Raw genomic sequence first — 24,380 nt, forward strand, 5'->3', positions numbered from 1 at the left:
CTGCGCAAGTCTACATCTCGCGCCTTCGGCTACGCCGAAGGGGTGCTGCGCACCCTGGCCCTCCAGACGCCTGCGTTCGGCCTCCTGAAGTCGCAATCTGCGTCGCCTGAACTATCGCGCGCTTAGAAGCAAAAGCAGAGCAAAAGCGAAAAGCGAAAAGCGAAAAGCCGGCGTTACTATGGGTGTGAAGCTATCGCTTTCTCGATAGCGGCCCTGAAGGCGGGATCATCGGGCTTGGTCAGGCTCGAGAAGTTGCCGATAACCTTACCCTTGCGATCCACCACGTACTTGTAGAAATTCCACTTCGGCGCGCTGCTCTGCTGCGCCAGCTCGGCAAACAGCGGTATCGCATCCTTGCCGCGCACCGCCTGGGTCTTGGTCATGGTGAAGGTCACACCGTAGTTGGCGTAACAGACCTTGGCCGTCTTCTCGCTATCGGCGTCTTCCTGCTTGAAATCGTTGGAGGGCACACCGAGCATCTCCAGGCCCTGCTCGTGATACTCCTTGTAGGTCGCCTCCAGCCCCTCGAACTGCGGCGCAAAACCGCAATAGCTGGCCGTATTGACCACCACCAGCGGCTTGCCGGCGAAGCGCTGGCACAAGTCGACCTGCTCCTTGCCACGCAATTCGGGCAAGCTGCCCTGCAACAGCGCCGGGCAATCGGCAGCCCAGCTGGAACTGACAGCCAGCAGCGCCAGCAACGGCATCGTCAACCAATGAGCACGCATTGTTCATACCTCCTGCAAGACAATCCTTGAACTTGCAGGGTAGCGCTTAACAAACGCTCATGCCCAGCTGCATCAACGCCAACCCGCCCCGCTGCCAGCCCCACCATACCAATGCCAGCAACACCACCACGGCCGCCAGCAACAGCCCGCGGACCAGGTAGCGGTTCATGCTGCTTGCGCCTGCAAACGGGCGACCGGGCGTTCACGTACCGGCCAGTTGAGCGCGGCAGCCAGCACGCTGAGCAGAATCGAAATCTGCCAGACCAGGTCATAGTTGCCGGTCTGGTCGTACACCACACCACCCAACCAGCCACCCAGGAATGCACCCAGCTGGTGGAACAGGAAGACGATGCCACCCAGCATCGACAGGTTGCGCACGCCAAATACCGTTGCCACGGTGCCATTGGTCAAAGGCACGGTGGAAAGCCACAGCAGGCCCATGGCAATACCAAACAGGTAAGCACTGACCTGAGTCACCGGCGCCCACAGGAACAGTACGATCACTACAGCACGCAGCAAATACAGCGCGGTGAGCAGGCGCGGCTTGGACATGCGCCCTCCCAGCCAGCCAGCGGTATAGGTTCCGACGATATTGAACAACCCGACCAGTGCCAGCACCGTGGTGCCAGTGGTCGCGGGCAGATGCTGGTCGACCAGGTAAGCAGGCAGATGCACGCCAATGAATACCACCTGGAAACCGCAGACGAAGAAGCCCAAGGCAAGCAGCCAGAAACCGGAGTGCGAGCACGCCTCACGCAGAGCCTGGCCCAACGTCTGCTCCGCACCATGACTGGACAGCGGCCGGTCACGCAGCAGGCCGACAAAGGGCACGATCAGCGCTACCAGCAAGCCAAGCACCAGCAGCGCCGAGGACCAACCGAGCCATTCGATCAGGCCGAGGGTTCCGGGGAGCATGGCGAACTGGCCGAAGGAACCGGCAGCGCTGGCGATACCCATGGCCATGCTGCGTTTTTCCGCCGGAACGGCACGGCCGACCACACCGAGGATGACCGAGAATGAGGTGCCTGACAGACCGATACCGATCAACAGGCCTGCGCTGAGCGACAGTGACCAGGCCGAATCTGCGGTACTCATCAGCAGCAGACCAGCGGCATAGAGTATGCCGCCGATAATCACCACCCGCGCGGCGCCAAGGCGGTCGGCCAGGGCACCGGCAAACGGCTGCGCCAACCCCCAGATCAGGTTCTGCAGGGCGATAGCAAAGGCGAACACTTCACGGCCCCAGCCAAAATCGGCGCTCATCGGCGCCAGGAACAGGCCGAAACCATGCCGTACACCCAAGGACAGCGCCAGGATCAACGCAGCCCCCACAAGTACCCACCCGCTGGTTCGCCACACCGATGTCATTGTCGTTATCTCCAGCACATCGCAAGGTTGTACGGGTATATACCCGCTTTTAGTCGTAATGAATCAGGCAAGCCGCTCCAGCAAACGCACAAGCTCGTCACGCTGCCCTTCGCCAAGCTGCTCGACCAGCGTCAACTGCGCCTGCTCCCAGGCTGGATGTGCCGCGTGCAAGCGAGCCGCGCCCGCCTTGGTCAGCAACACCACGCGGTTGCGCTGGTCATCGCCGTCAGCCAGTGCTACCAAGCCTTCGGCCTCCAGCACCCGCAAGTTGCGGCCCAAGGTGCTGCGCTCCAGCCCCATGGCCTCGGCCAGCGTGGTGATACTGGGGCGATCGAGCCGCTGCAGGTGGCGCAACAGGGAAAACTGGGCGACATTGATGCCGAAGCCGGCAAGGGCCTCGTCGTAGTGCCGGCTCACCCCTCGGGCGGCGCGACGCAGGTGGGTGCAGATGCATTCACTGGTCAACATGGATACGTGTATATACCCGCACCAGGGTTGTAGCAAGAAATTTCAGTCTGCCAACCGACGCCGAATCGGCTCGAATTCCGCCGTGGCCTTGCGCGCCAGCGGGTCGGGAGTGCCTTGCTCGATTGCTTGCCAGTAACGCCATGGCACCTTGGCCGATCCCATTTCGTAGTCCATGCCATCCCAGTTGTCTTCACGGAAGCTGTAGAACGCCCAGTGCAGGCGATGACGATCCATGACCGAAAGCACATCCTCCAGATATTCGCTGCAACCAGGCAACCGGCGCATGCACCCGAACTCGCCAACGACCAGCCGGGAAGGCGGCAGCTTCATGCGCGCCATCCAGGCCAACGGCAAGTTCAGGTATTGCCGCACCCGTTCGGCATCCCACTGCTCGACCTCACCACCGAACGGCGCCGGGCCGGGGTAAAGGATGGGGTCTTTGCGCAACAGGTTCGGCGCACTGGTGGCCGAGTAGGGCTCGTACATGTGCACGCTGTAAAGCACGCGGTCATCCTGCAATGGCGCCTGCCAATAGCCGAAAGCGTCGGCGCTGGCGTACCAACCTGCATCGACCATGACCGGGGTCTTGGCGTCCACTTCGCGAATCGCGGCTATCAATTGCGTGTAGAGCGCGGGCAGGTCACGCGCACCACCCCGCTGCAGTGCGTACCATTGCTGCATGCGCTCAGCCGACGCATGTTCGGCCAGGCCGCCAAATTTCTCGGGGGCAGGCTCGTTGACCAGGTTGTAGGCGGCGATGGCAGGGTGGTCTTTCAGCGCCTGGGCCAGGTCTCGCCAAAAGCGCGCCGCTTGCTGGGCGTAACCGTTGCCTTGCCACAGACGGTCATCGAACTGCCCCTGGTTGTTTTGCGACCAGCGCATGCCAGGTAGCGATAGCGGTGCAATGACCACCTTGAGCCCTGCCCTGTGCGCGCGATCGAGGGCATCGCGCAACTGCTTGAGATCGGCCGCGGGGATTTGCTCGTAGTGGTCCGCACTGCCCAACAGGAAATCACGCTGCGCCGGCTTCCACTTGTCATAGGACAGCCGCACCCAGCTCGCGCCATAGCCTCGCAACGCATCGAAATAGGACTGGTCCGGCGGCAAGCGGTTGAAACTATTGCCGCCATGGCGCGGGATGCTCCAGAACTCGATCAGATCGGCTGCCGCAAGGGGGCCACTGGCGGTGGCCAGCAAGAGGGCCATCAGGAAAGCTCGCATGCTCTATGCCTTGGCAATGAAGGAGAAACCGCGAGCTTAGGAAAATGCGAGAACTTCGTCATTTGCCGAACATTTGCAGGAATTTGCAGAGAATTCTCGACCGGATTAGGGCAATGGAAAACTCACCGCGCTTTGTAGGAGCATTCCTAAACCGCCAATCCCAATAGCACCGTAAGTTCAAGAAGCTCCAGCATCGCCCCTGCCGTATCACCCGTGGTTCCCCCCAGGCGCTTGCACATCAACCGGCGCAACCCGATGAACACGGCGAACGCCGCCAGCATCGGCAATATCGCGCGCATGCCGCCCAACAGCACACACAACAGCACGCTGGCGAGCAAAACCCACCCGGCCGCACGCCGCGGCAAGTGCTCGGCCAGCGCCTGCCCCAGGCCCCCGCGGCGCACGTAGGGGGTACCGAGAAACAACCCAAGCATCGCCGCTCGCCCCACCACTGGTGCCAGCAGCAATGCCATGCCCGCACCCTGTTCGACCAGCACCCACAAGGCACAGAACTTCAGCAGCAACACCAGCACCAGAGTAACCACGGCAATCGGCCCGCTGCGCGGATCCTTCATGATCTGCAGCGTGCGCTCGCGGTCACCGAAGCCGCCCAGCCAGGCATCGGCACTGTCGGCCAGGCCATCCAGATGCAGCGCGCCACTGAGCAGCACCCACAATGCCAGCAGCAAGGCCGCGTGCAACGGCGCCGCGACACCTTGCAGCAAGTGGCTGGCCAGCCACAGCAACAGACCGAACAGTACACCCACCAGTGGATAGCAAAGCAGCGAACGCCCCATCTCCCGAGGCTCCGGCATCCCCGGTAAACGCACCGGCAAGCTGCTGAGAAACTGCAAGGCAATCCAGAACGGCAGCATGTCAAAGCACCTCGAGCAGCGCGCCATGTTCATCCACCGCCAGGCGCATCAGCGCGCCATGGCCGACCTCGACCTGCAGCAACTGCTCCCTGGGCAACCCACGGGCACGTGCCAGCAGCAGGCGCATGACGCCGCCATGGGTGACCAGCAGCACGCGCTTGCCGGCATGCTGCTGGCGCAAGCGGTCGATGGCGGCCAGCACACGCTCGGCGAAGGCCGCGACAGGCTCCCCTGCAGGCGGTGTGTAACTGTAAGGATCGGCCCAGAAACGCCCCAGCTCGTCAGCCTGCGTCTGCATGATCTGCAAGGCACTGCGACCTTCCCACTCGCCGAAATGCAGCTCTTGCAGGTCAGCTTCGAGCTGTACCGGCATGCCCAGCTGCGCGGCAAAGCGCGCACAGCGCTGCAACGGCGAGCTGACCAGCACATCCCAGGGGCCAGCATCTGCCAGGGCTTCACGCATCTGGCCCCAGCCCTTGTCGGTCAAGGCATCGTCCAGGCTGCCGCGCAGGCCGCCGCCCAGCTCGGTTTCACCGTGGCGCAGCAGGTCGAGGATCATGCCGGGCGATCCGCCACCGCCGCTTCGGCGAAGGTTGCCATTTGCCCGTGCAGGGCACAGGCCAGGCGTATCAGCGGCACCGCCAAGGCGGCTCCACTGCCCTCACCCAGGCGCAGCCCCAGGGCCAGCAGCGGCTCGGCCTGCAACGCGGCGAGCAGGGTCTTGTGCCCAGGCTCCGCGCCCTGATGAGCGAACAGCAGCCAGTCACGGCTCTGCGGATTGAGGCGCACCGCCAGCAGTGCGGCGACGCTGCAGATGAAGCCATCCACCAGCACCGCGATACCCTGCTGGGCACAGGCGAGGTAGGCACCGGTCAGCGCGGCGATCTCGAAGCCGCCGACACAAGCCAGCGCCTGCAGCGGCGCATCGGCGCGCAGGCCGTGCAGCACCAGGGCGCGCTCGATCACTTCGGCCTTGTGGCGAACACCTGCGCTGTCCAGGCCGGTACCCGGACCGCTCAGCTCACGTGCCGGGCAGGCCAGCAAGGCGCTGGCCAGGGCGGCAGCGGCAGAGGTGTTGCCGATGCCCATTTCGCCACCGATGAACAGTTGCGCCCCCTTGGCCGCCGCACGCAGGGCACTTTCACGGCCAGCCTGCAAGGCAGCCTGCAGTTGTGCATCGGTCATTGCCGGCTGGCGGGCAAAGTTGGCAGTGCCAGCGCCCAGGCGCAGGTGAAGCACCCCAGGCAGTTCCAGCGTTGGGTCGATGGTGCCCAGGTCGACCACTTCGAGGCTGGCCTGCAGTTGGCGCGCCAGCACACTGATCGCCGCGCCACCGCCGACGAAGTTGCGCAGCATCTGCCCGGTGACCGCCTGCGGATAGGCCGAAATGCCCTCCTCGACCACACCGTGATCGCCCGCGAAAATCGTGATGGCGACCTGATCCAGGGTTGGCCGCTCACACCCTTGCAAGCCGGCCAGTTGCACGGCCAGGCCTTCGAGCTGGCCGAGCGAGCCGGCAGGTTTGGTCAGCTGCTGCTGACGGGCGCGGGCCTGGTCCTTGGCGGCGTTGTCGACAGGTTGGCAGGCATCACGCCACCAGGCTTGGTTCATAGAGCGGGTCCTTTGAGCATGAGAGGTAGGCCGGCCACGGTCAGCACCACACGCTGGCAGCGCTCGGCAACCGCCTGGTGCAACCAGCCGGCCAGGTCGACGTAACGGCGGGTCAGCTCGCCCATGGGCACCACGCCCAGGCCGGTTTCATTGCTGACCAGAATAAGGGTGCCGGGCAACTGTTCCAGGCAGTCGAGCAGCGCATCGCGCTCTGCGGCCAGGCGCTGCTGATCTTCGAGCATCAGCAGGTTGGTCAGCCACAGGGTCAGGCAGTCCACCAGCAGGCAGCGGCCTTCGGCGGCTTCTGCGCGCAACACGTCGGCCAGCGCCAGGGGCTCCTCGATCAGCCCCCAGTCGGCTGGCCGACGCTCACGGTGCAGGCGCACGCGTTGGTTCATTTCGCCATCGAGCGGCTTGCTGGTGGCGATGTAGGTGACGGGCAGGCCGCTGTCGCTGGCCAGTTGTTCAGCCAGGCGGCTCTTGCCCGAACGGGCGCCGCCGAGGATCAGGTTGAGCATGTCAGGCGACTCCACACAGGCTTCGCAGGTGCGCGGTATCCAGATGCGCTTCCACAAGGTCAGCCAGGCGCTCGATATCACGTTCGCGCAGGGCTTCGTAATCGATGGCCTGCGCGTTCTCCAGCCCCGCCCAGCGCAGCAACGCGGCACATGACTGGCTGCCCTCGAACAGGCCATGGAGGTAGGTAGCGAGGATCTGGCCATCGGCGCTGACCGCGCCGTCACAGCGGCCATCGGCAAGCTGCACGGCAGGCTGTTCCAGCGCAGGGCCTGCGGTAACGCCGGCATGAATTTCATAACCAGCGACCGGTGCGGCTTCCAGGTTAAGGGTCCCGGCAACGTTGCGCAGTTGCTTGTCGGCTTCGAGCACTGTGACGTAATCGAACAGGCCCAGCCCCGGGCTAGAGCCGGCGGCCCCCTCCAGGCCGAGCGGGTCGTGTACTTCGCGCCCCAGCATCTGCAGGCCACCGCAGATACCGATCAACTTGCCGCCATAGCGCAGGTGCCGCGCGATGGCCTTGTCCCAGCCACGCTCGCGCAGCTGCGCCAGGTCGCCGCGCACACTTTTCGAGCCGGGCAGGATGATCAGGTCGGCGGCCGGGATCGGCTGGCCTGGCCCGATGAACTGCAGGTCGACCTGCGGGTGCAGGCGCAGCGGGTCGAAATCGGTGTGGTTGCTGATGCGCGGCAGCACCGGGACGATCACCTTGAGCAGGCGATCCTGCTTGGCGCCCTGGCGGATGTCGATGCCATCCTCTGCCTCCAGGTGCAGGTCGGTGACATAGGGCAACACACCCAGCACGGGTTTGCCGGTGCGTTGCTCCAGCCAGTCCAGGCCAGGCTGCAGCAGCGCGATGTCGCCGCGAAAGCGGTTGATGACAAAGCCTTTGACCCGCGCCTGCTCGCTCGGCGAAAGCAGCTCGAGGGTGCCGACAAGGTGGGCGAACACCCCGCCACGGTTGATGTCGGCAACCAGGATCACCGGGCAGTCGACCGCCTCGGCAAAGCCCATGTTGGCGATGTCACCCGCGCGCAGGTTGATTTCGGCCGGCGAGCCCGCCCCTTCGACCATCACCACCGGGTAGGCCGCGCTGAGGCGCTGGTGCGAGGCCAGCACCGCTTGCATGGCGATGGCCTTGTAGTCGTGATAGGCCACCGCGTTCATGCTGGTGACGGCTCGACCCTGGATGATCACCTGGGCGCCCGTGTCACTGTTGGGCTTGAGCAGGACCGGATTCATGTCGGTGTGCGGCGCCAGCCGGCAGGCCTGGGCCTGTACCGCCTGGGCGCGGCCGATTTCGCCACCGTCGGCGGTGACGGCGCTGTTGAGTGCCATGTTCTGAGGCTTGAACGGCACCACACTGACGCCCTGACGCAACAGCCAGCGGCACAAGGCGGTGACCAGTGTGCTCTTGCCGGCATCGGAGGTGGTGCCCTGCACCATGAGGGTGGTCATGCCGTTTCCTTCTGATAATCGGCCAAGGCCTGGGCCAGGCGCTGCTCGTCTGCGGCATTTGCCGGCAGCCCAAGGCGCACGGCCGCAGGCTGCTCGAACAGGCGCACGAGGATGCCCCGACGGGCGAGATAGTCATGCAGGTGGGCTGCGCGCGCGCTGCGCACGTACTGGAACAGGTCGCAGCCACCGCTGGGGGCCAGGCCACAGGCCTGCAGTAGCGTAGCCAGGCGTTGACTGGCCTGGGCGCAGCGCTCGATCTGCGCTCGATGCGCCGTGTGGTCGGCAAAGCAGGCTTGCGCCAGCACCCGGGTCGGGCCACTGACTGTCCAGGGGCCGAGCAGCTCGGCAAGGCGCTGCAACAGCGGCAGTTCGGCCACCACGCAGCCCAGGCGCACACCGGCCAGGCCGAAGAACTTGCCGAACGAACGCAGCACGATCAGCCCTGGGCGCTCGGCGCAAGCCGCCACACTGTGTTCGGGCGTGTTGTCCATGAACGCTTCGTCCACCACCAGCCAGCCACCGCGTTGCGCGAGGCGCGCATGCCAGGCCAGCAGCCGCTCAGGCGACACGAGCCGCCCGGTCGGGTTGTTCGGATTGACCAGCACCAACACGTCGAGCTGGTCGAGCTGCGCCTCGACCTGGCGTTCGTCCAGTTCGATCAGCTGGTGCCCCGCTCGCCGCCAGGCATGCGGGTGCTCGGCGTAGCATGGCGTCAGCACGCCAACGCGCCCAAGCGGGCGCAGCATGGGCAAGGCCTGGATCGCCGCCTGTGACCCCGCCACCGGCAACAGTTGCGGCACGCCGTAATAGCGCCGCGCGGCGTCTTCCAGACCGTCCTCGGCTTCCGGCAGCCGGGCCCAGGCGTCCAGTGGAATCGACGGAATCGGGTATGGCCAAGGGGCGATACCGCTAGACAGATCGAGCCAGTCTTCGCGGGCGATCCCGTATTGCCGTACCGCCCGCAACAGGCGGCCACCGTGTTCAAGCATTCAGATAGGCCCCCACGCAGATCAGCAATAGCCACAGCCATACGCCACGCTGCACCAGGTTCCAGCCGCGCTCGATGGCATCGGCATCGGCCATTGGCCCTTCACCCAGGCGCGGGCGCTCGTGCAACTCACCGTGGTAAACCGCAGGGCCGCCGAGTTCGACACCCAGCGCACCGGCACCGGAGGCCATCACCGGCCCGGCGTTGGGGCTGTCCCACAGTGGCGCCTGTTTGCGCCAGCAGGCCAAGGCCAGGCGCGTCTTGCCAAGCAGTGCGTAAGTCAACGCCACCAGCCTGGCGGGAATATAGTTCAGCACATCGTCGATGCGCGCCGCGCACCAGCCAAAGCGCTCGAAGCGTTCGTTGCGATAACCCCACATGGCGTCCAGGGTATTGCTCAGGCGGTACAGCACCACACCCGGCGCACCGGCCACCACGAACCAGAACAGCGCGGCGAACACCGCATCGCTGCCATTCTCCAGCACCGATTCGGTGGCTGCTCGGGCGACCGCTGGCGCGTCCAGCTCGCGGGTTTCCCGGCTGACCAGATAACCCACGCGGCGCCGCGCTTGCTCAAGATCACCCTGGCGCAAGGCGTTGGCCACCGGCAGCACATGCTCGCCGAGGCTGCGCAAGCCGAGGGCGCAATACAGCGCCAGCACGTCCACCAGCCAGCCTACATAGGGCAGCCAGGACAGAATCAGCGCCACCAGGGTCAAGGGCACGACAGCCAGAAACCAGGCGCTCACGCCGTGGCTGCGCCAGCCGCGCCCACCGGCATTCAAGCGGCGCTCCAGGCTCGACGCCAGGTTGCCGAAACCCACCAGCGGGTGCCGACGTTGCGGCTCACCCAGCAGCGCGTCCAGGGCCACGCCGGCCACGGTCAGCAAAGCGACGCTCATGGGCGTTCTCCCCATTGATTCTCGAACAGCATGTCACTCAAGGGACGTTCCTCGGCCCAGTTTTCCTGTACCAGCATTGGCTGTGCATAGAACGCGGTGACCGGCCCCAGGCACAGCACCGCCACCGGCTTGGCCCCGGCCGGCATGCCCAGCAGCGCGGCCAGGGCTTGCGGGTCGAACAACGAGACCCAGCCCAGCCCCAGGCCCTCGGCACGGGCGGCCAGCCACAGGTTCTGGATCGCGCAGGCCAGCGAAGCCAGGTCCATCTCAGGCAAGGTGCGGCGGCCGAAGATGTGCGACTCGCGGTTGTCCATCAGGGCTGCTACCAGCACTTCGGCGCAATCGCTGATGCCTTCGACCTTGAGCTTCATGAACTCATCAGAGCGCTCGCCCAGCGCGTCGGCAGTACGCACCCGCTCCTCTTCGACCAAGGCCTGAATACGCACACGCAGCTCGCGCTGGCTGATGCGGATGAAACGCCACGGCTGCATCAGGCCGACACTCGGCGCCTGATGCGCGGCGGCCAGCAGGCGGCCGAGCAGCTCAGGGGCGACCGTGCCGCCGGCAAAATGGCGCATGTCGCGGCGCTCACCGATTGCGCGGTAGATAGCGGCGCGCTCGGCAGCGCTGTAGGCGTGATCGCTCATGGCCGCAACAGCGCCGCCGCCGCATCAGGGTTGGACGGGAAGTAGAAGTGCACGTAAGAGGCAGTCAGCCGGCCCAGTCGATACACCGCTTCGTTGCCGCGCCCGCCATTGGGGCTCAGGCCTCGCGCGATCGGCTCCAACTCGGTGCTGGTCAGCGAGTGGTGGTAGGTATGCCCGCGCAGGGTGCCTTCCGGCAAGTCCACGGCCTGCAAGGCCAGGGCCGCCAGGCGCTTCTGCATGGTTGCCTCGCCTGGCAGCAGACCGAGCAGTCCGGCACGCTCGCCAGCGACATCGGTCAGTGCATCGAGCAGGTACAGCATGCCGCCGCACTCGGCCAGCAACGGCTTGCCCTGGGCATGATGGGCACGGATCGCTTCGCACATCGGCGTATTGGCAGCCAGTGCCTGGTGATGCAGCTCAGGATACCCCCCCGGCAGATATAGGCTGTCCACGGCCGGCAGCACCTGATCATGCAGCGGCGAGAAGAACGCCAGCTGTGCGCCCAGATCACGCAACAGATCGAGGTTGGCGCCGTAGGTAAAGGCGAACGCTTCGTCACGCGCCACACCAATGCGCACACCGCGCAGCGACGCAGCGCGCGGCTGTGGCTCGGGCGCGGCAAAGGCCACCGGCGGCGGCAAGGTGGCATCGCAGCTGGCGCCGAGGGCTTCGGCGGCAGCGTCCAGGCGGGCATCCAGGTCGTTCAGTTCGCTGGCCTGGACCAGCCCCAGGTGGCGGCTGGGCAGCTCGATACCGCGCTCGCGCGACAGCCCGCCATACCAGCGCAGGCCCTCGGTCAGGCTGCCTTCGAGCAGTTGCGCGTGGCGCAGGCTACCGACCCGGTTGGCCAGCACCCCGGCGAACGGCAGGTCGGCCTGGTAACGCGCCAGGCCCAGGGCCAGGGCACCGAAAGTCTGGGCCATGGCCGTGCCGTCGATCACCGCCAGCACCGGCACGCCGAAGTGGCGAGCCAGATCGGCGCTCGATGGGGTGCCGTCGAACAGCCCCATCACCCCTTCGATCAGAATCAGGTCGGCTTCTTCTGCGGCTTGCCAGAGCAGCCGGCGGCTTTCTTCGGCGCCGATCATCCACAGATCGAGCTGGTACACCGGCGCGCCACTGGCTCGCTCAAGGATCATCGGGTCGAGGAAGTCGGGGCCGCACTTGAACACCCGGACGTTACGCCCAAGGTTGCGGTGCAGGCGGGCCAGGGCTGCAGTCACGGTGGTCTTGCCCTGGCCAGAAGCGGGTGCCGCGATCAGCACCGCCGGGCAGCTGCGTGTTTCACTCACAGTTCGACGCCCTTCTGCGCACGGATACCGGCCTGGAAGGCGTGCTTGAGCATGCCCATCTCGGTGACGGTGTCGGCCAGTTCGATCATTTCAGGTTTGGCTGCGCGACCGGTGACGATCACATGCTGCATCGGTGGCCGGGCCTGAATGTCACTCAGCACCTGGTCGAGGTCGAGGTAGCCGTGCTTGAGGGCGATGTTCAGCTCGTCGAGTATCACGAACTGCACGCTCGGGTCTTGCAGCAGCTGGCGCGATACCGCCCAGGCCGCTTCGGCGGCTGCGATGTCACGCTGGCGGTCCTGGGTCTCCCAGGTGAAGCCTTCGCCCATCACGTGGTAGCGCACCTGCTCGGGGAAGCGGCGGAAGAACAGCTCCTCGCCGGTGCTATTGCGGCCCTTGATGAACTGCACCACACCGCACTGCATGCCATGGCCCAGAGCCCGGGCGAGCATGCCGAAGGCCGAGCTGCTCTTGCCCTTGCCGTTGCCGGTGAGCACCAGCAGCAGCCCGCATTCGTTGGGGGAATTGGCGATGCGTTCGTCGATGACCGCCTTCTTGCGCTGCATGCGCGCCAGGTGGCGTTCGTCGCGTTCGGTGGATTCGCTCATGAAGGGTTCTCCGCAGGCTGGCACCACATGAACAGCGGCGACAGGTAATAGGCGGGCAGACGGAGAACGCGCAGGAGCCATGGCCGGAGCCACGGTGCACCGCGCATCACCCTCCGTGATGCCGTTGGCAGTATCAGGCCGGTCTCCGGGCTTGTGAGCGAGCCATCCGGCCCAAGCCTGCGCGCCTTCCCGGATACCTGTACCCAGTGGCCCTGCGCGGCCGTTACTCACCTACCGTTGCGGGGGCAGCGCCGGAATCGCGCCTTGTTGGCGACCACCGGCTTCCCAGTTTCACCCTGCCCAGTCGGGGCTGGCAGGGCACCTGAAACACGCCGCGAAGGTTAGAGGGTTGCACCGGGAGCGTCAAATCGACATTGAGATGGCGAGGATATCCAGTGCCAGGCTTGGTTTTTTGGGGGGGCATAAATCGAGCGCCGCCCGCGCGGCGCTCGATCTCACAGGCGCTACAAAAACACCGACAGACACTACCCCCGGCGGAGCAACGCCAGCACTGCGTCGGTCACCTCGCGAGTGGTTGCCCTGCCACCCAGATCCGGTGTATGCAGGCCACTTTCGGTCACCGCTTCGATAGCCGCCATCAGCTCGCGCGCAGCGGCGGCCTCGCCCAGGTGTTCAAGCATCATCACCGCCGTCCAGAAGGTCGCGATCGGGTTGGCAACACCCTTGCCGGTGATGTCGAAGGCCGAGCCGTGGATCGGTTCGAACATCGACGGGAATTCGCGGCTCGGGTTGAGGTTTGCAGTGGGCGCGATACCCAGGCTGCCAGACAGTGCGGCGGCCAGGTCCGAGAGGATGTCGGCATGCAGGTTGGTCGCCACCACCACATCCAGCTGCTCGGGCTTGAGCACCATGGTGGTGGTCACCGCGTCCACCAGCTCACGGGTGGTGCGCACATCCGGGTAATCCTTGGCCACGTCCGCGAACACTTCGTCCCACAGCACCATACCGTGGCGCTGGGCGTTGGACTTGGTCACCAGGGTCAGGTGCTTCGCCGGGCGAGTGCGGGCCAGTTCGAAGGCGAAGCGGTGGATGCGCTCCACGCCCACGCGGGTGAAGGTCGAGACCTCGGTAGCCACCTCGATCGGCAGCCCCTGGTGCACCCGGCCACCGCTGCCGGAGTATTCGCCTTCGGAGTTCTCGCGCACGATCACCCAGTCGATTGCCTTGCCCTTGGCCAGCGGGCTGGCAATGCCAGGCAGCACGCGCGCCGGGCGTACGTTGGCATACTGGTCGAAGCCCTGGCAGATCGGCAGGCGCAGGCCCCACAGCGACACATGATCGGGCACTTGCTGGCTGCCCACGGCGCCGAAGAAGATGGCGTCAAAGGCCTTGAGCGATTCCAGGCCACCCTCGGGAATGTACTGGCCCTCACGCAGGTAGCGCTCCGAGCCCCAGTCGAAGTGCTGGAAATCAATGCCGAAGGTACCGCGCCGGGCTGCCAGGGCCTGCAGCACTTCCACTCCCGCCGCAATCACTTCGACCCCGATGCCATCACCCGGGATGGCGGCTATCTTGTAGTTGTTCATGTCTCGACTCCCATGCTTGCTGTGGCCCGCCGGGCTTGTGCCTGCGGGGATGGGGCGAGTATATGTAGTGAAATCAGGGCAGCAGTTAACCCTGGATCACCTCTTAAGTAACCATGGGTTAATGATGAATCCGACACAGGACCTGGGCTTCTTCCATCTGCTGGCCAAGCAAGGCAGCCTGGCCGCCACGGCCCGTGAGCTGGGCGTGACGCCACCGGCAGTGAGCAAGCGCCTGGCCACGCTGGAAGCACGCCTGGGCATCCGCCTGGTCAACCGCACCACCCGCTCCATGAGCTTGACCGCCGAGGGCGAGCTGTACTTCGCCCATGCCGCGCGGATCCTCGCCCAGGTCGACGAAGTGGAACAGTTGATCGGCCAGCACCGTGCCGAACCCAAGGGGCTGATCCGGGTCAACGCGTCGCTGGGCTTCGGCCGCCGCTACATCGGCCCGGCACTGGCCGACTTCTATGCCCGCCACCCCGACATCGAGGTGCAGTTGGAGATCAGCGATCATCCGCTGGACCTGGCCAGCCATGGCTTCGACCTGGGCATTCGTTTCGGCAGCCTGCCGGATGCGTCCTTCCACGCCCGCAAGATCGCCTCCAACCGCCGCTTGCTGTGCGCCTCCCCGCTGTACCTGGAGAAGCACGGCACGCCGCAGAAGCTGACGGACCTGAGCCAGCACAACTGCATTTTCCTGCGCCAGAACGAATCGCCCTATGGCGTGTGGACCTTCACCAATGGCGGCCGCACCCAGAACATCAAGGTGCGTGGCGCATTAAGCTGCAATGACGGCGAGGTGGCGTTGAACTGGGCATTGCAGGGCCACGGCATTCTGCTGCGCGCCGAATGGGACATCGCCCGCTACGTGCGCAGCGGGCGCCTGCGCCTGCTATTGGAGGACCAGACACCCACCCGCGCCGATGTCTATGCGGTTTACCCGCAGCAATTGCACCTCTCGGCGCGTGTTCGGCGCCTGATCGACTTCCTCATCGAACGTTTCGAACGCATCGACCATCTCGACCTGGAAGACGTGCCTTGAGCGCTTGCGCGGTCATGCCGGGAAGAATCGCTGAGGCAGTTGCGCCGACTTGAACCGTGCGCGATAGGCAGCAAGGTCGAAGGCAAGCCCGGTGCGCAGATCATGAACCGCGCCAGAAGCAGGCGCGCTGATCTGCCTGAGCGTGACCTTGATGAAGCGGTAATGCTCACCATAGACCTGCTCCAGGCCTTCGATGCAGAAGTAGTTGCCGGGCATGAACATCGACTCGGCTTCGTCCCAGTAGATGGAGAATGCGCTGACCGGCGTCGCTTCGCGATAAGCCCCGGCTGGCAGCTCGAACACCACTGAACTGTCATCGAACAACCCCGGCAATCCGCCCGGAGCCTCGGCGAAAGGCAAGGAGGCGAACTCGGCGACCTTGTAGGGGTTTTCGGTAAATGAAGTGAAATCGGTATTCACTAGCACATCACCGAGCCGCAGATGGCCATTGCGATAGAACTCACCGCTGGTTCCGCGCGAGCGGTGCCCACCGCGATAGAGCGTGACTTCGTTGCTCTTGGGCAGTTGCCCCAGGCTATCGGCCAGATTGTTTATATAGCTGTCTTCATCGCCGTATCTATAGATACCTGAACGGAAAACGTCGTTTACCCTTGATTCATCACTGGTGTAGTACTCGATCAGGACGTTGAAGTATTCATTCCCGTAGCGATAGGAGTAGCTGGGGCGGCCATCCACCATGACGCACTCCAGCCCATTGGCATCGCTGGCAGGTGCTTGCCCGAGCTGGAGCTCGGCCACCGACCAGTGCTTGAGCAACGCCTTCTGCCGTTGCAGGGCACGGCTTGAAAGGCGCTTGCTCTGCTCTGCATTGATGGATGTGTAGGTATCCCAGAACGAAGAGGATGTGCTGCCCATGCCTTCCACGGCCGGTGGCGTACCACCAGCCAGCCGTGGCGATTGCAGCAGCTCCCACTCCCCCCCTTGATTCAGGCGCACAGGCCGCAACGGCCCGAAAGCAAACGGATTGTCTGCCGGAATCACCAGCCAGACTTCGAGTTCGTGGCTGTATCGCACCCGGTAGGTAAAACCGTTTAGGTCGATCCAGCAGCTGCCGTCCGCTCGGACCCTGATGCCTTGCAAGCGCCCGCTAGTCGCCGCCACGGTATCGGGCAGTGCATTGCTTTCCTGCCCCTGCACAGCCAAGGTCGCGGACTCCACGACCTCCCAGTCCTCCACGACGACGCCTTGCTCATGGGGCGGTGTCGGGTAGGCCAGGGCAGCCAAGGTCGACTGGAAGCCGATATCGATCATGTTCAAGGTGGCGAAGATGCTTTCGACCATGGCCGAGCGCAGGGCGTCCTGGCGCCCCTGCTCGTCGACGGCATGCAACGCTTCATCGACATCCAGCCCAACCTTGCTGATGCTGGCGCCCAGCAGGATCAGCGACATGGGCCAACCCAATGGGGCAAGCCCGCCAAAAACGCCGAGAAACGCCGACAGATAACTGCTGCACATCGCCTTGCGCAGCCTGCTGTTGTCCTGCAGCAGCAGGGCATTGCGGCGCATTTCCTCGGCGGCCTGGCTGGCCACCCAGGCGAAGAGATCGGTGCCCAGCCGGCGCTTGAAAAGAGACAAGGCGATCAACCCAGCCTGATCCGTTCGGCTGTCGGCAATACCTTGCAGGTGAACGCGAATCAGCTGGTTGATGGCCCTGTCACGCGGGTTGCTGTGGCAGCCCTCGATGAACGCCTCCAGTGTCGCCGCAGACTGCAGTTGCACTCGCAGCCAACGTGCCATCGCCAGCCCGGAATCGAACCCCATGAGCGCCTCGCTGGCCCAGGGCATGTAGACCAAGGTTCGGCCATCCTCGGCCTGCAAGGTGAACAGCCCTCCCCTGTCACTATCGGCGAACACATAACGGTCTACGGCCAGGGCATTGCTCGAGCTATCACGTTGCAGCTTGGCCAGGGTCGGCAGTTCATCTTCGCTGAGATCGTCAGCCACCAAGGCGCGCAGACGCTGCCAATCGAGCCTGCTGATGTTGCCGTCGCGCAGTGCTTTCGCACCTTGCCCCAGCAGGTTGATCTTGGCAATCACGGCAAAACGGGCAACATTGACGGACCAGAACCGTTCCACCTGGTCACGGTAGAGCACCGCGAAATCCAGCTGCCACAAGTCCTTCTGCACATCGCTGCCCAGCATCCGGACTTCGTTTCGCTGGTCGTACGCAGCGGCATGCGGCCCCTGGAAATAAAAGCCACCCACCTGATCGAGCTGGTCGGACGCGTCCTGGAAATACAGGTCGAATCGCTCGATCACCAGTTCGGTCATCACCATCGACTTCTGCGGTGGCCCACTGTGACGCCAGCCCGTGAAGCTGGTACTGCTGGAGACTGCCGTGTTGAACTGGTGCCACCAGACGAACCGGGGATCCATCTTTTTGCCGGTGTGCTTGAGCATGATCTGCTGCGCATGTTCGCTCGCCAGCAGATAAGGATCAGGGTAATCACCCAGCAGCTTGTCTACCAGGCGCACCAACGGGCGCCCAGCGTCCAGCGCCGCAAGGCTGCGTTTCATGCGTTGATCGATTGTGCTCATGGTCTCTCCAGGCGGTTGCATTCGGGCAACCAGCCTGGCACCGCCGAGCGAGAGCGCAGAGGTAGATGTATGCTGCCGTCGGCGCAATCAGCCGCCCAGGACAGCGGGGCGTGGCACGAGGCTCAGCGGTTCTGCGCCAGATTCCCCTGCGGGATGACCCGCTTGGCCTGCAGGTAGGCTTTGGACCAGTAGCTGTTGGACAGGTAATCCAGGCGAACCGTACCGCCTGTGCGGGGCGCATGCACGAAGCGCCCTTCGCCGACGTAGATGCCAGCATGGCTGACCTGCGAACCGCCACCCGTGGCGAAGAACACCAGGTCACCCGACTGCAGCGAGTTGATGTCCACGGTGGGCGCGCGCATGACGATCATTTCGCGCGTGGAGCGCGGCAGGCTGATGCCTGCGGCATCGCGGTACACATAACCGATCAGGCCGCTGCAGTCGAAGCCGGAGTCCGGCGTGTTGCCGCCCCAGCGATACGGTGTGCCGACCAGGCCGATCGCGCGCATCAACACGTCATCGGCGAGCGGCGAGCCTTCGGGCTGGCTGAAGGTAATCTGCGGCTGCACCACAGGAACCGGTGCCGGGGCACGGCTGGAGCAGGCGGCAAGCAATGCCACCAGGGAAAGGAATGCGAAGCGCGCCATCATCGCCATGGCCAGAACTTCCTGTCTGAGACCGAACGGCCGCAGCCGAAAATAGTTGAGAATTTAGATTAGACGCTTTCTGTAAATGCGCACGGCGGCGAGCTTTTTTCAAGCTACGCCGCCGTGGCAGGGTACATCATTTTGATATCAGTTGCGCGCGATATTAGTGGTCGGCGCCATGGCCAAGGCACGCTTGGCTTCGATGAAGGTCTTGCTCCAGTAGCGATCACCGAGGCTGTCGATGCGCACACCACCGCTGCGGCGGCTGCTGGAGTGGATGAACTGATTGTCACCCAGGTAGATGCCGGCATGGCTGACACGGCCACGGCCATTGGTGCTGAAGAACAGCAGGTCACCTGGCTTGAGCTTGTTGCGAGCCACCTTGGGTGCATCGACGTTGATCATTTCGCGGGTCGAGCGCGGCAGGTTCATGCCGGCCTCTTCGCGGAACAGATAGCCGATGAAACCGCTGCAATCGAAACCGGAGGCTTCCGAGGTACCACCGAAGCGGTAGCGGGTGCCGATCAGCGACATGCCGCGCTCAAGGATGCTGTCTGCCAGCACCGGGAGCTGATAAGGCTTGCTGCTGGAGAAGGCCTCCAGGTCATCTTCAGTGGCCTGTTCTTCTTCGCCGAAGACCGACGAAGGCGAAGCCTTGGCCTTGTTGACCGATTGCGAGGCAACCGGGGTGTGATCCTGGGGCTGGGAAACCGGGCCTTGAGCCGCGCAGCCAATAAGCAGGGTCACGAGTGCGAGTGGCACGAGGGGTGCGAAGCGCTTCAGCATGGGCACGACCGTGTCTGTAATCCTTTAGAAGGGTGAAACTATGCCCTCTATCATGGCCATTTGCAAATTTTATCGAAAAAGATGTGACTTTTTTGTTTTGCCCTTCAAAGCCCAGTGTTTACGGGGCTTACCAGCCGAGGGTTTCCTTCAGGAAAGGGATCGTGAGCTTGCGCTGAGCCTGCAGGGAGGCCTGGTCGAGGCGTTCGAGCAGGTCGAACAGCGCGCTCATGCTGCGCGTACCGCGGGTCAGGATGAAATGGCCGACTTCGTCGGTCAGGTGCAAGCCGCGGCGCGAGGCCCGCAATTGCAGGGCACGCAGCTTGTCTTCGTCGGAAAGGCCGCGCATCTGGAAGACCAGGGCCAGGGTCAGGCGTGACTTGAGGTCGGGCAGCTTGATCGGCAATTCGCGGGGCGAGGCCGAGGCAGCCAGCAAGAGGCGGCGGCCGCTATCACGCAGGCGGTTGAACAGGTGGAACATCGCCTCTTCCCAATCTGCCTTGCCGGCGATCACATGCAGGTCGTCGATGCACACCAGTTCGTATTGCGCCAGGTAATCGAGCAGTTCCACGCCACGATCGAGCAATTGCGCCAGCGGCAGGTACACAGCGGGCTCGCCACGCTGCTGAAAGCGATGGGTGGCCGCCTGCAGCAGGTGACTGCGACCGACGCCCTGCTTGCCCCACAGATAGATGAGGCTCTCGGTCCAGCCGGCGTCGGCCTCGCAAAGCCGTTCGACATAGCCCAACGCCGCGGCATTGGCGCCCGGATAGTAGTTGATGAAGGTGGCGTCATCGCGCAGGCGCACACCCAAGGGCAACTGGATCGGTGGTTTCATGCTCGCGGGCGGTCGGCGGGACCGCAGGGGGCCTTTGGTGAACAATCTGCAAAGTCTATACCCGCATCGCAGGGCGCACAATCATGCAGGCGGATAGCACAAGTAAAATCAACGAGTTGCGCTGTTGCCGGGCTGCACTGCAGCCCTCAACGCTCACAGATCCGGATCGACATCCCCGGCGTACATGTCCGATTCCTTGTACAGGTCATGCACATGCCGCAGCAGGACCATGATCACTGCAGCCACCGGCAACGCCAGCAATACACCCGTGAAGCCGAACAGTTCGCCGCCAGCGAGAATGGCGAAGATCACCGCCACCGGATGCAAGCCGATACGGTCGCCGACCAGCAGCGGTGTCAGCACCATGCCTTCCAGCGCCTGCCCGACCATGAACACCGCGACGATGCCGAGCATCGGGTACAGGTCTCCCCCGAACTGGAACAGCCCCGCCACCAAAGCCGCGCCAATACCAATGATGAAACCCATGTACGGCACGATGGCGGCCAGGCCCGCGAGCATGCCGATCAGCAGGCCCAGCTCAAGCCCGACCAACATCAGGCCGACGGAATAGATGACGCCCAGCGCGACCATCACCATCAGCTGGCCACGGACAAATGCCCCCAGCACTTCATGGCATTCGCCAGCCAGCCCTACAACCTGCGGCTCACGCTGGCGCGGCAGCAGGCCACGCAGCTTGGCCATCATCAGGTCCCAGTCGCGCAGCAGGTAGAAGCCAACCACCGGGATCAGCACCATGTTGGCCAGCCAGGCAATCAGCGCCAGGCTCGAAGCGGTGGCATGGGACAGCAGCATGCCGACGATATCGGTGGTCTGCCCCATGTGCGCGCCGATGGCGGCCTTGATCTTGTCGAACTTCCAGAACCCGTCGGCCAGGCCCAGCCGGCCCTGCACCCAGGGCAGCGCCACATGTTCGAGCCAGTCGAGCATCTGTGGCGCCAGTTCGTACAGGCGCAGCAACTGCTTGGCCAGCAACGGCACCAGCACCAGCAGCAAGGCCAGCAGCAGCAGGGTGAAAAGGCCGAACACCACGACCACACCCCAGGTACGCGACAGGCCCAGGCGCTCCAGGCGGTCGACCAGCGGGTCGGCCAGGTAGGCCAGCAAGATGCCGACCAGGAACGGCGTAAGAATATTGTGCAGGCTATAGAGAAGCACGGCGATCAGCAGTGCAGCCCCCCAGCCGATCCAGCGACGCATGTCAGTCATCGTTAGCGCCCCTTACCAACGGAATCGCAGGCCGTCGAACGGCTTGGCTGCAACAGGTGCAGGCGCGGCTGGCTGGCCCGGCGCTGCACCTGCGCCGGGCGCGGGTGTGACCGGGGTAGCCGGCACCTGCTCGACCGGCATCTCCTGCAGCTTGGCCAGGCCCAGTTGGGCACGCAGTTGCTCGCGATTGCCGGTGACCGCATAGGTCAACGTGCCGCCATCGGCCAGCTGCAGGCGCGGGCCATAGGGTTCCAGCACTCGGCTCAGCTCGGCATAGCGCTGCAGGTTCATGCCTTGCACCTGCAACTGCAACTGGCTGCTGGCACCGGCCTTGATCACGTAGCGCGGCGCCAGGCGGCTGCTGACCGCCAGCATGACAGCGTCCGCCAGGGCAGCCTGGTCAGCGCCCTCGGCGTTGCCCTGCTCGCGCTGGCCGCCCAGCCACAGCTGCCATTTGCCTTGCCATTTGCCATCGGCTTCCTGGGCGTGCACCGCCAGCATGGCATCGGCGCCGTAGCGCTCGGCGGCATCGCGCAACGGTGCCGGGTCGTTGCCTTCGAGTTGCTTGGCGTTGGCCAGCAGTTGCTCCTGCAGATCGGCCAGTGGCAAGCGCAGCGGCAAGCCCCGGTGCTGGGCAGCACGGCGCAGCGGCTGGGCGCTGGCCTGGCCGTCACCGACCAGGTTACTGCCTTCGGCGCTGTCGTTGAGCCACCAGCCGAGGATGGATGGCCGGTTGCTGCCCCACAACGCCAGGCCAGCCTTGCGCAAGGCACGATCGGTGCTGCCGGGGTCGAACTCGACCAGCACCGACTCCGGCGGCCCGGCTTCGGTGCCGACCTGGTTGATGATCTGTTGCGGGTCTTTGCGCAGCTCGGCCAGCGCCGGGTTCTGCGCCGCCTTGGGGTCGCCGGTCAGGCGCAGCACCAAGGTATCGAAGGCCTTGGCAGTGGCTGCGGTACGGGCTTCGGCGCCCTGCCCTTCGACTGGTTCGCGCACTTGATAGAGCCCGGAGACGGTTTCGGCCTGCGCAGTGAGGCTGGCCAGTGCAAGGCACCCTGCTGCCAGATAATTGAGAAGTCGCATGGGGGATTCCTGTCCAATTGCGCATGAAGCATGTGGTTTGCAGCTTATACAGAAGGCGGCGTATCAACCACCCGCACACCTTTTTCAGCAATTTACCGCCCTGCCCGTCGGCCTGAGGATGGCCGCTGCACGGCAACCCTGATAAAATCGCGCGCCTTCACAGACCACTGACGTTTCAGGCAGCCGCCGCTTCCAAGCCGGCCTTGGCCGTCATGGTCGTTTTTACGAATCCCTCCCTCTTAAAGGCCTGGATCAATGAGCAAGCAACCCTCCCTGAGCTACAAGGACGCCGGTGTAGACATCGACGCCGGCGAAGCACTGGTCGAACGCATCAAGGGCGTGGCAAAACGCACCGCACGCCCTGAAGTCATGGGTGGCCTGGGCGGCTTCGGCGCCCTCTGCGAGATCCCGGCCGGCTACAAGCAGCCGGTGCTGGTCTCCGGCACCGATGGCGTCGGCACCAAGCTGCGCCTGGCACTGAACCTGAACAAGCACGACAGCATCGGCCAGGACCTGGTCGCCATGTGTGTCAACGACCTGGTGGTCTGCGGCGCCGAGCCGCTGTTCTTCCTCGATTACTACGCTACCGGCAAGCTGAACGTCGACGTCGCCGCGACCGTGGTCACCGGCATCGGCGCTGGCTGTGAACTGGCCGGCTGCTCCCTGGTCGGCGGCGAAACCGCCGAAATGCCAGGCATGTACGAAGGCGAAGACTACGACCTGGCCGGCTTCTGCGTCGGCGTGGTGGAAAAGGCCGAGATCATCGACGGCTCCAAGGTTGCCACCGGTGACGCGCTGATCGCCCTGCCGTCCTCCGGCCCGCACTCCAACGGCTACTCGCTGATCCGCAAGATCCTCGAAGTGTCCGGCACCGACATCGAGAACACCCAGCTCGATGGCAAGCCACTGACCGACCTGCTGATGGCGCCGACCCGCATCTACGTCAAGCCACTGCTGCAACTGATCAAGAACACCGGTGCTGTCAAGGCCATGGCCCACATCACCGGTGGCGGCCTGCTGGACAACATCCCGCGCGTACTGCCGAAGAATGCCCAGGCCGTGGTTGACGTGGCCAGCTGGCAGCGCCCGGCGGTGTTCGACTTCCTGCAGGAAAAAGGCAACGTCGACGAGCACGAAATGCACCGCGTCCTGAACTGCGGCGTCGGCATGGTCATCTGCGTTGCCCAGGATCAGGTCGAAGCCGCCCTGAACGAACTGCGCGCCGCCGGTGAGCAGCCTTGGGTCATCGGCCACATCGCCGAAGCCGCCGAAGGCGCTGCCCAGGTCCAACTGCAGAACCTCAAGGCACACTGATGCCGAGCAAGCCCTGCAATGTAGTGGTACTGCTGTCGGGCTCCGGCAGCAACCTGCAAGCCTTGATCGACAGTTGCCACGCGCAGGACAGCCAAGTGCGCATCGCCGCGGTGGTCTCCAATCGCGCCGATGCCTATGGCCTGCAACGGGCCCAGGCGGCCGGCATTGACACCGTGGTGCTCGACCACACCCAGTTCGACGGCCGTGAAGCCTTCGATGCCGCGCTGATGGCGCGCATCGACGGCTTCACCCCAGACCTGGTGGTGCTGGCCGGTTTCATGCGCATCCTCAGTGGCGACTTCGTTCGCCACTACCAGGGCCGCCTGCTCAACATCCACCCGTCGCTGCTGCCCCGCTACAAGGGCCTGCATACCCACCGCCGGGCACTGGAGGCAGGCGACGCCGAGCATGGCTGCAGCGTACACTTCGTCACCGAGGAACTCGATGGCGGGCCTCTGGTCGTACAGGCTGTGGTCCCGGTGCTGTCTGATGACACGGTGGAAAGCCTGGCCCAAAGGGTCCACCATCAGGAACACCAGATCTACCCGCTGGCGGTGCACTGGTTTGCCCAAGGTCGCTTGCGCCTGGGTGAACAGGGTGCGTTACTGGACGAACAGCCGCTGCCGGCCAGTGGTCACTTGATTCGACCCTAGGAGAA

The 24,380-nt window shown here is 64.5% G+C and carries 25 protein-coding genes and 1 riboswitch; of the genes, 3 read left to right on the forward strand and 22 right to left on the reverse strand.

All coding sequences use genetic code 11. The annotated features are described in order from the left end of the window. Positions 1-176: 176 nt before the first annotated feature. The 16 genes from ACIPZ5_RS25365 to ACIPZ5_RS25440 form a co-directional block, all read right to left on the reverse strand. The gene (locus ACIPZ5_RS25365) at positions 177-728 is read right to left on the reverse strand and encodes a glutathione peroxidase (protein WP_261941208.1); all 552 of its coding nucleotides are present in this window, start codon (positions 726-728) and stop codon (positions 177-179) included. Positions 729-774: 46 nt separating this feature from the next. Beyond that, positions 775-897 carry a hypothetical protein gene (locus tag ACIPZ5_RS25370; protein ID WP_343600009.1) on the reverse strand — a complete coding sequence of 41 codons (123 nt, stop codon included), beginning with the start codon at positions 895-897 and terminating at the stop codon, positions 775-777. After that, positions 894-2,096, reverse strand: coding sequence for an MFS transporter (locus tag ACIPZ5_RS25375; RefSeq protein WP_400811267.1), 1,203 nt, complete (start codon positions 2,094-2,096; stop codon positions 894-896). The genes ACIPZ5_RS25370 and ACIPZ5_RS25375 overlap by 4 nt, the downstream gene beginning before the upstream one ends. Positions 2,097-2,159: 63 nt before the next feature. After that, positions 2,160-2,564, reverse strand: a complete 405-nt coding sequence (locus ACIPZ5_RS25380; protein WP_400811269.1) for a MarR family winged helix-turn-helix transcriptional regulator — start codon at positions 2,562-2,564, stop codon at positions 2,160-2,162. 42 nt (positions 2,565-2,606) lie between these two features. Further along, positions 2,607-3,719, reverse strand: coding sequence for a glycoside hydrolase family 5 protein (locus ACIPZ5_RS25385; RefSeq protein WP_400811330.1), 1,113 nt, complete (start codon positions 3,717-3,719; stop codon positions 2,607-2,609). Positions 3,720-3,931: 212 nt separating this feature from the next. Continuing rightward, positions 3,932-4,660 (reverse strand): adenosylcobinamide-GDP ribazoletransferase, encoded by a 729-nt coding sequence (locus tag ACIPZ5_RS25390; protein ID WP_400811271.1) that lies wholly within the window; start codon positions 4,658-4,660, stop codon positions 3,932-3,934. A 1-nt stretch (position 4,661) separates the two neighbouring features. Further along, positions 4,662-5,219, reverse strand: coding sequence for an alpha-ribazole phosphatase family protein (gene cobC / locus ACIPZ5_RS25395; RefSeq protein WP_400811273.1), 558 nt, complete (start codon positions 5,217-5,219; stop codon positions 4,662-4,664). Continuing rightward, complete coding sequence (cobT, locus tag ACIPZ5_RS25400; RefSeq protein ID WP_400811274.1) at positions 5,216-6,271, reverse strand: nicotinate-nucleotide--dimethylbenzimidazole phosphoribosyltransferase; 1,056 nt, start codon at positions 6,269-6,271, stop codon at positions 5,216-5,218. The genes cobC and cobT overlap by 4 nt, the downstream gene beginning before the upstream one ends. Continuing rightward, positions 6,268-6,789, reverse strand: coding sequence for a bifunctional adenosylcobinamide kinase/adenosylcobinamide-phosphate guanylyltransferase (cobU, locus tag ACIPZ5_RS25405; protein ID WP_400811275.1), 522 nt, complete (start codon positions 6,787-6,789; stop codon positions 6,268-6,270). The genes cobT and cobU overlap by 4 nt, the downstream gene beginning before the upstream one ends. Position 6,790: 1 nt before the next feature. After that, positions 6,791-8,245, reverse strand: a complete 1,455-nt coding sequence (locus ACIPZ5_RS25410) for a cobyric acid synthase (RefSeq protein ID WP_400811277.1) — start codon at positions 8,243-8,245, stop codon at positions 6,791-6,793. Then, the gene (gene cobD / locus ACIPZ5_RS25415; RefSeq protein ID WP_400811279.1) at positions 8,242-9,234 is read right to left on the reverse strand and encodes a threonine-phosphate decarboxylase CobD; all 993 of its coding nucleotides are present in this window, start codon (positions 9,232-9,234) and stop codon (positions 8,242-8,244) included. The genes ACIPZ5_RS25410 and cobD overlap by 4 nt, the downstream gene beginning before the upstream one ends. Next, positions 9,227-10,135 (reverse strand): adenosylcobinamide-phosphate synthase CbiB, encoded by a 909-nt coding sequence (gene cbiB / locus ACIPZ5_RS25420; protein ID WP_261941218.1) that lies wholly within the window; start codon positions 10,133-10,135, stop codon positions 9,227-9,229. The genes cobD and cbiB overlap by 8 nt, the downstream gene beginning before the upstream one ends. Further along, complete coding sequence (bluB, locus tag ACIPZ5_RS25425; protein ID WP_261941219.1) at positions 10,132-10,782, reverse strand: 5,6-dimethylbenzimidazole synthase; 651 nt, start codon at positions 10,780-10,782, stop codon at positions 10,132-10,134. Before bluB ends, cbiB begins: the two co-directional genes overlap by 4 nt. Continuing rightward, positions 10,779-12,074 carry a cobyrinate a,c-diamide synthase gene (locus ACIPZ5_RS25430; RefSeq protein ID WP_400811282.1) on the reverse strand — a complete coding sequence of 432 codons (1,296 nt, stop codon included), beginning with the start codon at positions 12,072-12,074 and terminating at the stop codon, positions 10,779-10,781. The genes bluB and ACIPZ5_RS25430 overlap by 4 nt, the downstream gene beginning before the upstream one ends. Next, a complete protein-coding gene (gene cobO / locus ACIPZ5_RS25435) occupies positions 12,071-12,682 on the reverse strand; it encodes a cob(I)yrinic acid a,c-diamide adenosyltransferase (RefSeq protein ID WP_343599989.1) in 612 nt (203 codons plus the stop codon). The genes ACIPZ5_RS25430 and cobO overlap by 4 nt, the downstream gene beginning before the upstream one ends. Positions 12,683-12,800: 118 nt before the next feature. Next, positions 12,801-13,023, reverse strand: a riboswitch (cobalamin riboswitch). 144 nt (positions 13,024-13,167) lie between these two features. Next, positions 13,168-14,229 carry a tartrate dehydrogenase gene (locus ACIPZ5_RS25440; protein WP_343599987.1) on the reverse strand — a complete coding sequence of 354 codons (1,062 nt, stop codon included), beginning with the start codon at positions 14,227-14,229 and terminating at the stop codon, positions 13,168-13,170. 124 nt (positions 14,230-14,353) lie between these two features. On the opposite strand from ACIPZ5_RS25440, the gene ACIPZ5_RS25445 reads away from it, so the two are divergent. Further along, positions 14,354-15,271: a LysR family transcriptional regulator gene (locus tag ACIPZ5_RS25445; protein ID WP_261941222.1), complete on the forward strand. Its 918-nt coding sequence runs from the start codon at positions 14,354-14,356 to the stop codon at positions 15,269-15,271. 12 nt (positions 15,272-15,283) lie between these two features. Here the strand turns inward: ACIPZ5_RS25445 and ACIPZ5_RS25450 are convergent, their stop codons facing one another. The 6 genes from ACIPZ5_RS25450 to ACIPZ5_RS25475 form a co-directional block, all read right to left on the reverse strand. After that, on the reverse strand, positions 15,284-17,830 hold the full coding sequence (locus ACIPZ5_RS25450; RefSeq protein WP_400811284.1) for a dermonecrotic toxin domain-containing protein: 2,547 nt from the start codon (positions 17,828-17,830) through the stop codon (positions 15,284-15,286). 122 nt (positions 17,831-17,952) lie between these two features. Beyond that, positions 17,953-18,486: a C40 family peptidase gene (locus ACIPZ5_RS25455; protein ID WP_261941224.1), complete on the reverse strand. Its 534-nt coding sequence runs from the start codon at positions 18,484-18,486 to the stop codon at positions 17,953-17,955. A gap of 138 nt (positions 18,487-18,624) precedes the next feature. Continuing rightward, entirely contained in the window at positions 18,625-19,263 is a 639-nt protein-coding gene (locus tag ACIPZ5_RS25460) for a C40 family peptidase (protein ID WP_261941225.1), read from the reverse strand. Between the two features lie 127 nt (positions 19,264-19,390). Then, the gene (gene hda / locus ACIPZ5_RS25465) at positions 19,391-20,098 is read right to left on the reverse strand and encodes a DnaA regulatory inactivator Hda (RefSeq protein ID WP_008092169.1); all 708 of its coding nucleotides are present in this window, start codon (positions 20,096-20,098) and stop codon (positions 19,391-19,393) included. A gap of 153 nt (positions 20,099-20,251) precedes the next feature. Beyond that, positions 20,252-21,325 carry an AI-2E family transporter gene (locus tag ACIPZ5_RS25470; protein WP_343599979.1) on the reverse strand — a complete coding sequence of 358 codons (1,074 nt, stop codon included), beginning with the start codon at positions 21,323-21,325 and terminating at the stop codon, positions 20,252-20,254. Between the two features lie 12 nt (positions 21,326-21,337). After that, a complete protein-coding gene (locus ACIPZ5_RS25475; protein WP_400811286.1) occupies positions 21,338-22,408 on the reverse strand; it encodes a DUF2066 domain-containing protein in 1,071 nt (356 codons plus the stop codon). Between the two features lie 255 nt (positions 22,409-22,663). Here ACIPZ5_RS25475 and purM point away from each other — a divergent pair, with 255 nt between their 5' ends. Next, a complete protein-coding gene (purM, locus tag ACIPZ5_RS25480; protein ID WP_261941228.1) occupies positions 22,664-23,722 on the forward strand; it encodes a phosphoribosylformylglycinamidine cyclo-ligase in 1,059 nt (352 codons plus the stop codon). Further along, complete coding sequence (gene purN / locus ACIPZ5_RS25485) at positions 23,722-24,375, forward strand: phosphoribosylglycinamide formyltransferase (RefSeq protein WP_400811288.1); 654 nt, start codon at positions 23,722-23,724, stop codon at positions 24,373-24,375. The genes purM and purN overlap by 1 nt, the downstream gene beginning before the upstream one ends. The last annotated feature ends 5 nt before the right edge of the window (positions 24,376-24,380 follow it).

Origin of the sequence: Pseudomonas sp. NPDC089428, assembly GCF_044749325.1 — a bacterium.
Lineage (GTDB): Bacteria > Pseudomonadota > Gammaproteobacteria > Pseudomonadales > Pseudomonadaceae > Aquipseudomonas.

Coding starts and splice junctions, on each gene's coding strand:
- ACIPZ5_RS25365 (WP_261941208.1), bottom strand. CDS start 728: ATGCGTGCTCATTGGTTGACGATGCCGTTGCTGGCGCTGCTGGCTGTC.
- ACIPZ5_RS25370 (WP_343600009.1), bottom strand. CDS start 897: ATGAACCGCTACCTGGTCCGCGGGCTGTTGCTGGCGGCCGTGGTGGTG.
- ACIPZ5_RS25375 (WP_400811267.1), bottom strand. CDS start 2,096: ATGACATCGGTGTGGCGAACCAGCGGGTGGGTACTTGTGGGGGCTGCG.
- ACIPZ5_RS25380 (WP_400811269.1), bottom strand. CDS start 2,564: ATGTTGACCAGTGAATGCATCTGCACCCACCTGCGTCGCGCCGCCCGA.
- ACIPZ5_RS25390 (WP_400811271.1), bottom strand. CDS start 4,660: ATGCTGCCGTTCTGGATTGCCTTGCAGTTTCTCAGCAGCTTGCCGGTG.
- cobC (WP_400811273.1), bottom strand. CDS start 5,219: ATGATCCTCGACCTGCTGCGCCACGGTGAAACCGAGCTGGGCGGCGGC.
- cobT (WP_400811274.1), bottom strand. CDS start 6,271: ATGAACCAAGCCTGGTGGCGTGATGCCTGCCAACCTGTCGACAACGCC.
- cobU (WP_400811275.1), bottom strand. CDS start 6,789: ATGCTCAACCTGATCCTCGGCGGCGCCCGTTCGGGCAAGAGCCGCCTG.
- ACIPZ5_RS25410 (WP_400811277.1), bottom strand. CDS start 8,245: ATGACCACCCTCATGGTGCAGGGCACCACCTCCGATGCCGGCAAGAGC.
- cobD (WP_400811279.1), bottom strand. CDS start 9,234: ATGCTTGAACACGGTGGCCGCCTGTTGCGGGCGGTACGGCAATACGGG.
- cbiB (WP_261941218.1), bottom strand. CDS start 10,135: ATGAGCGTCGCTTTGCTGACCGTGGCCGGCGTGGCCCTGGACGCGCTG.
- bluB (WP_261941219.1), bottom strand. CDS start 10,782: ATGAGCGATCACGCCTACAGCGCTGCCGAGCGCGCCGCTATCTACCGC.
- cobO (WP_343599989.1), bottom strand. CDS start 12,682: ATGAGCGAATCCACCGAACGCGACGAACGCCACCTGGCGCGCATGCAG.
- ACIPZ5_RS25440 (WP_343599987.1), bottom strand. CDS start 14,229: ATGAACAACTACAAGATAGCCGCCATCCCGGGTGATGGCATCGGGGTC.
- ACIPZ5_RS25445 (WP_261941222.1), top strand. CDS start 14,354: ATGAATCCGACACAGGACCTGGGCTTCTTCCATCTGCTGGCCAAGCAA.
- ACIPZ5_RS25450 (WP_400811284.1), bottom strand. CDS start 17,830: ATGAGCACAATCGATCAACGCATGAAACGCAGCCTTGCGGCGCTGGAC.
- ACIPZ5_RS25455 (WP_261941224.1), bottom strand. CDS start 18,486: ATGGCGATGATGGCGCGCTTCGCATTCCTTTCCCTGGTGGCATTGCTT.
- ACIPZ5_RS25460 (WP_261941225.1), bottom strand. CDS start 19,263: ATGCTGAAGCGCTTCGCACCCCTCGTGCCACTCGCACTCGTGACCCTG.
- hda (WP_008092169.1), bottom strand. CDS start 20,098: ATGAAACCACCGATCCAGTTGCCCTTGGGTGTGCGCCTGCGCGATGAC.
- ACIPZ5_RS25470 (WP_343599979.1), bottom strand. CDS start 21,325: ATGACTGACATGCGTCGCTGGATCGGCTGGGGGGCTGCACTGCTGATC.
- ACIPZ5_RS25475 (WP_400811286.1), bottom strand. CDS start 22,408: ATGCGACTTCTCAATTATCTGGCAGCAGGGTGCCTTGCACTGGCCAGC.
- purM (WP_261941228.1), top strand. CDS start 22,664: ATGAGCAAGCAACCCTCCCTGAGCTACAAGGACGCCGGTGTAGACATC.
- purN (WP_400811288.1), top strand. CDS start 23,722: ATGCCGAGCAAGCCCTGCAATGTAGTGGTACTGCTGTCGGGCTCCGGC.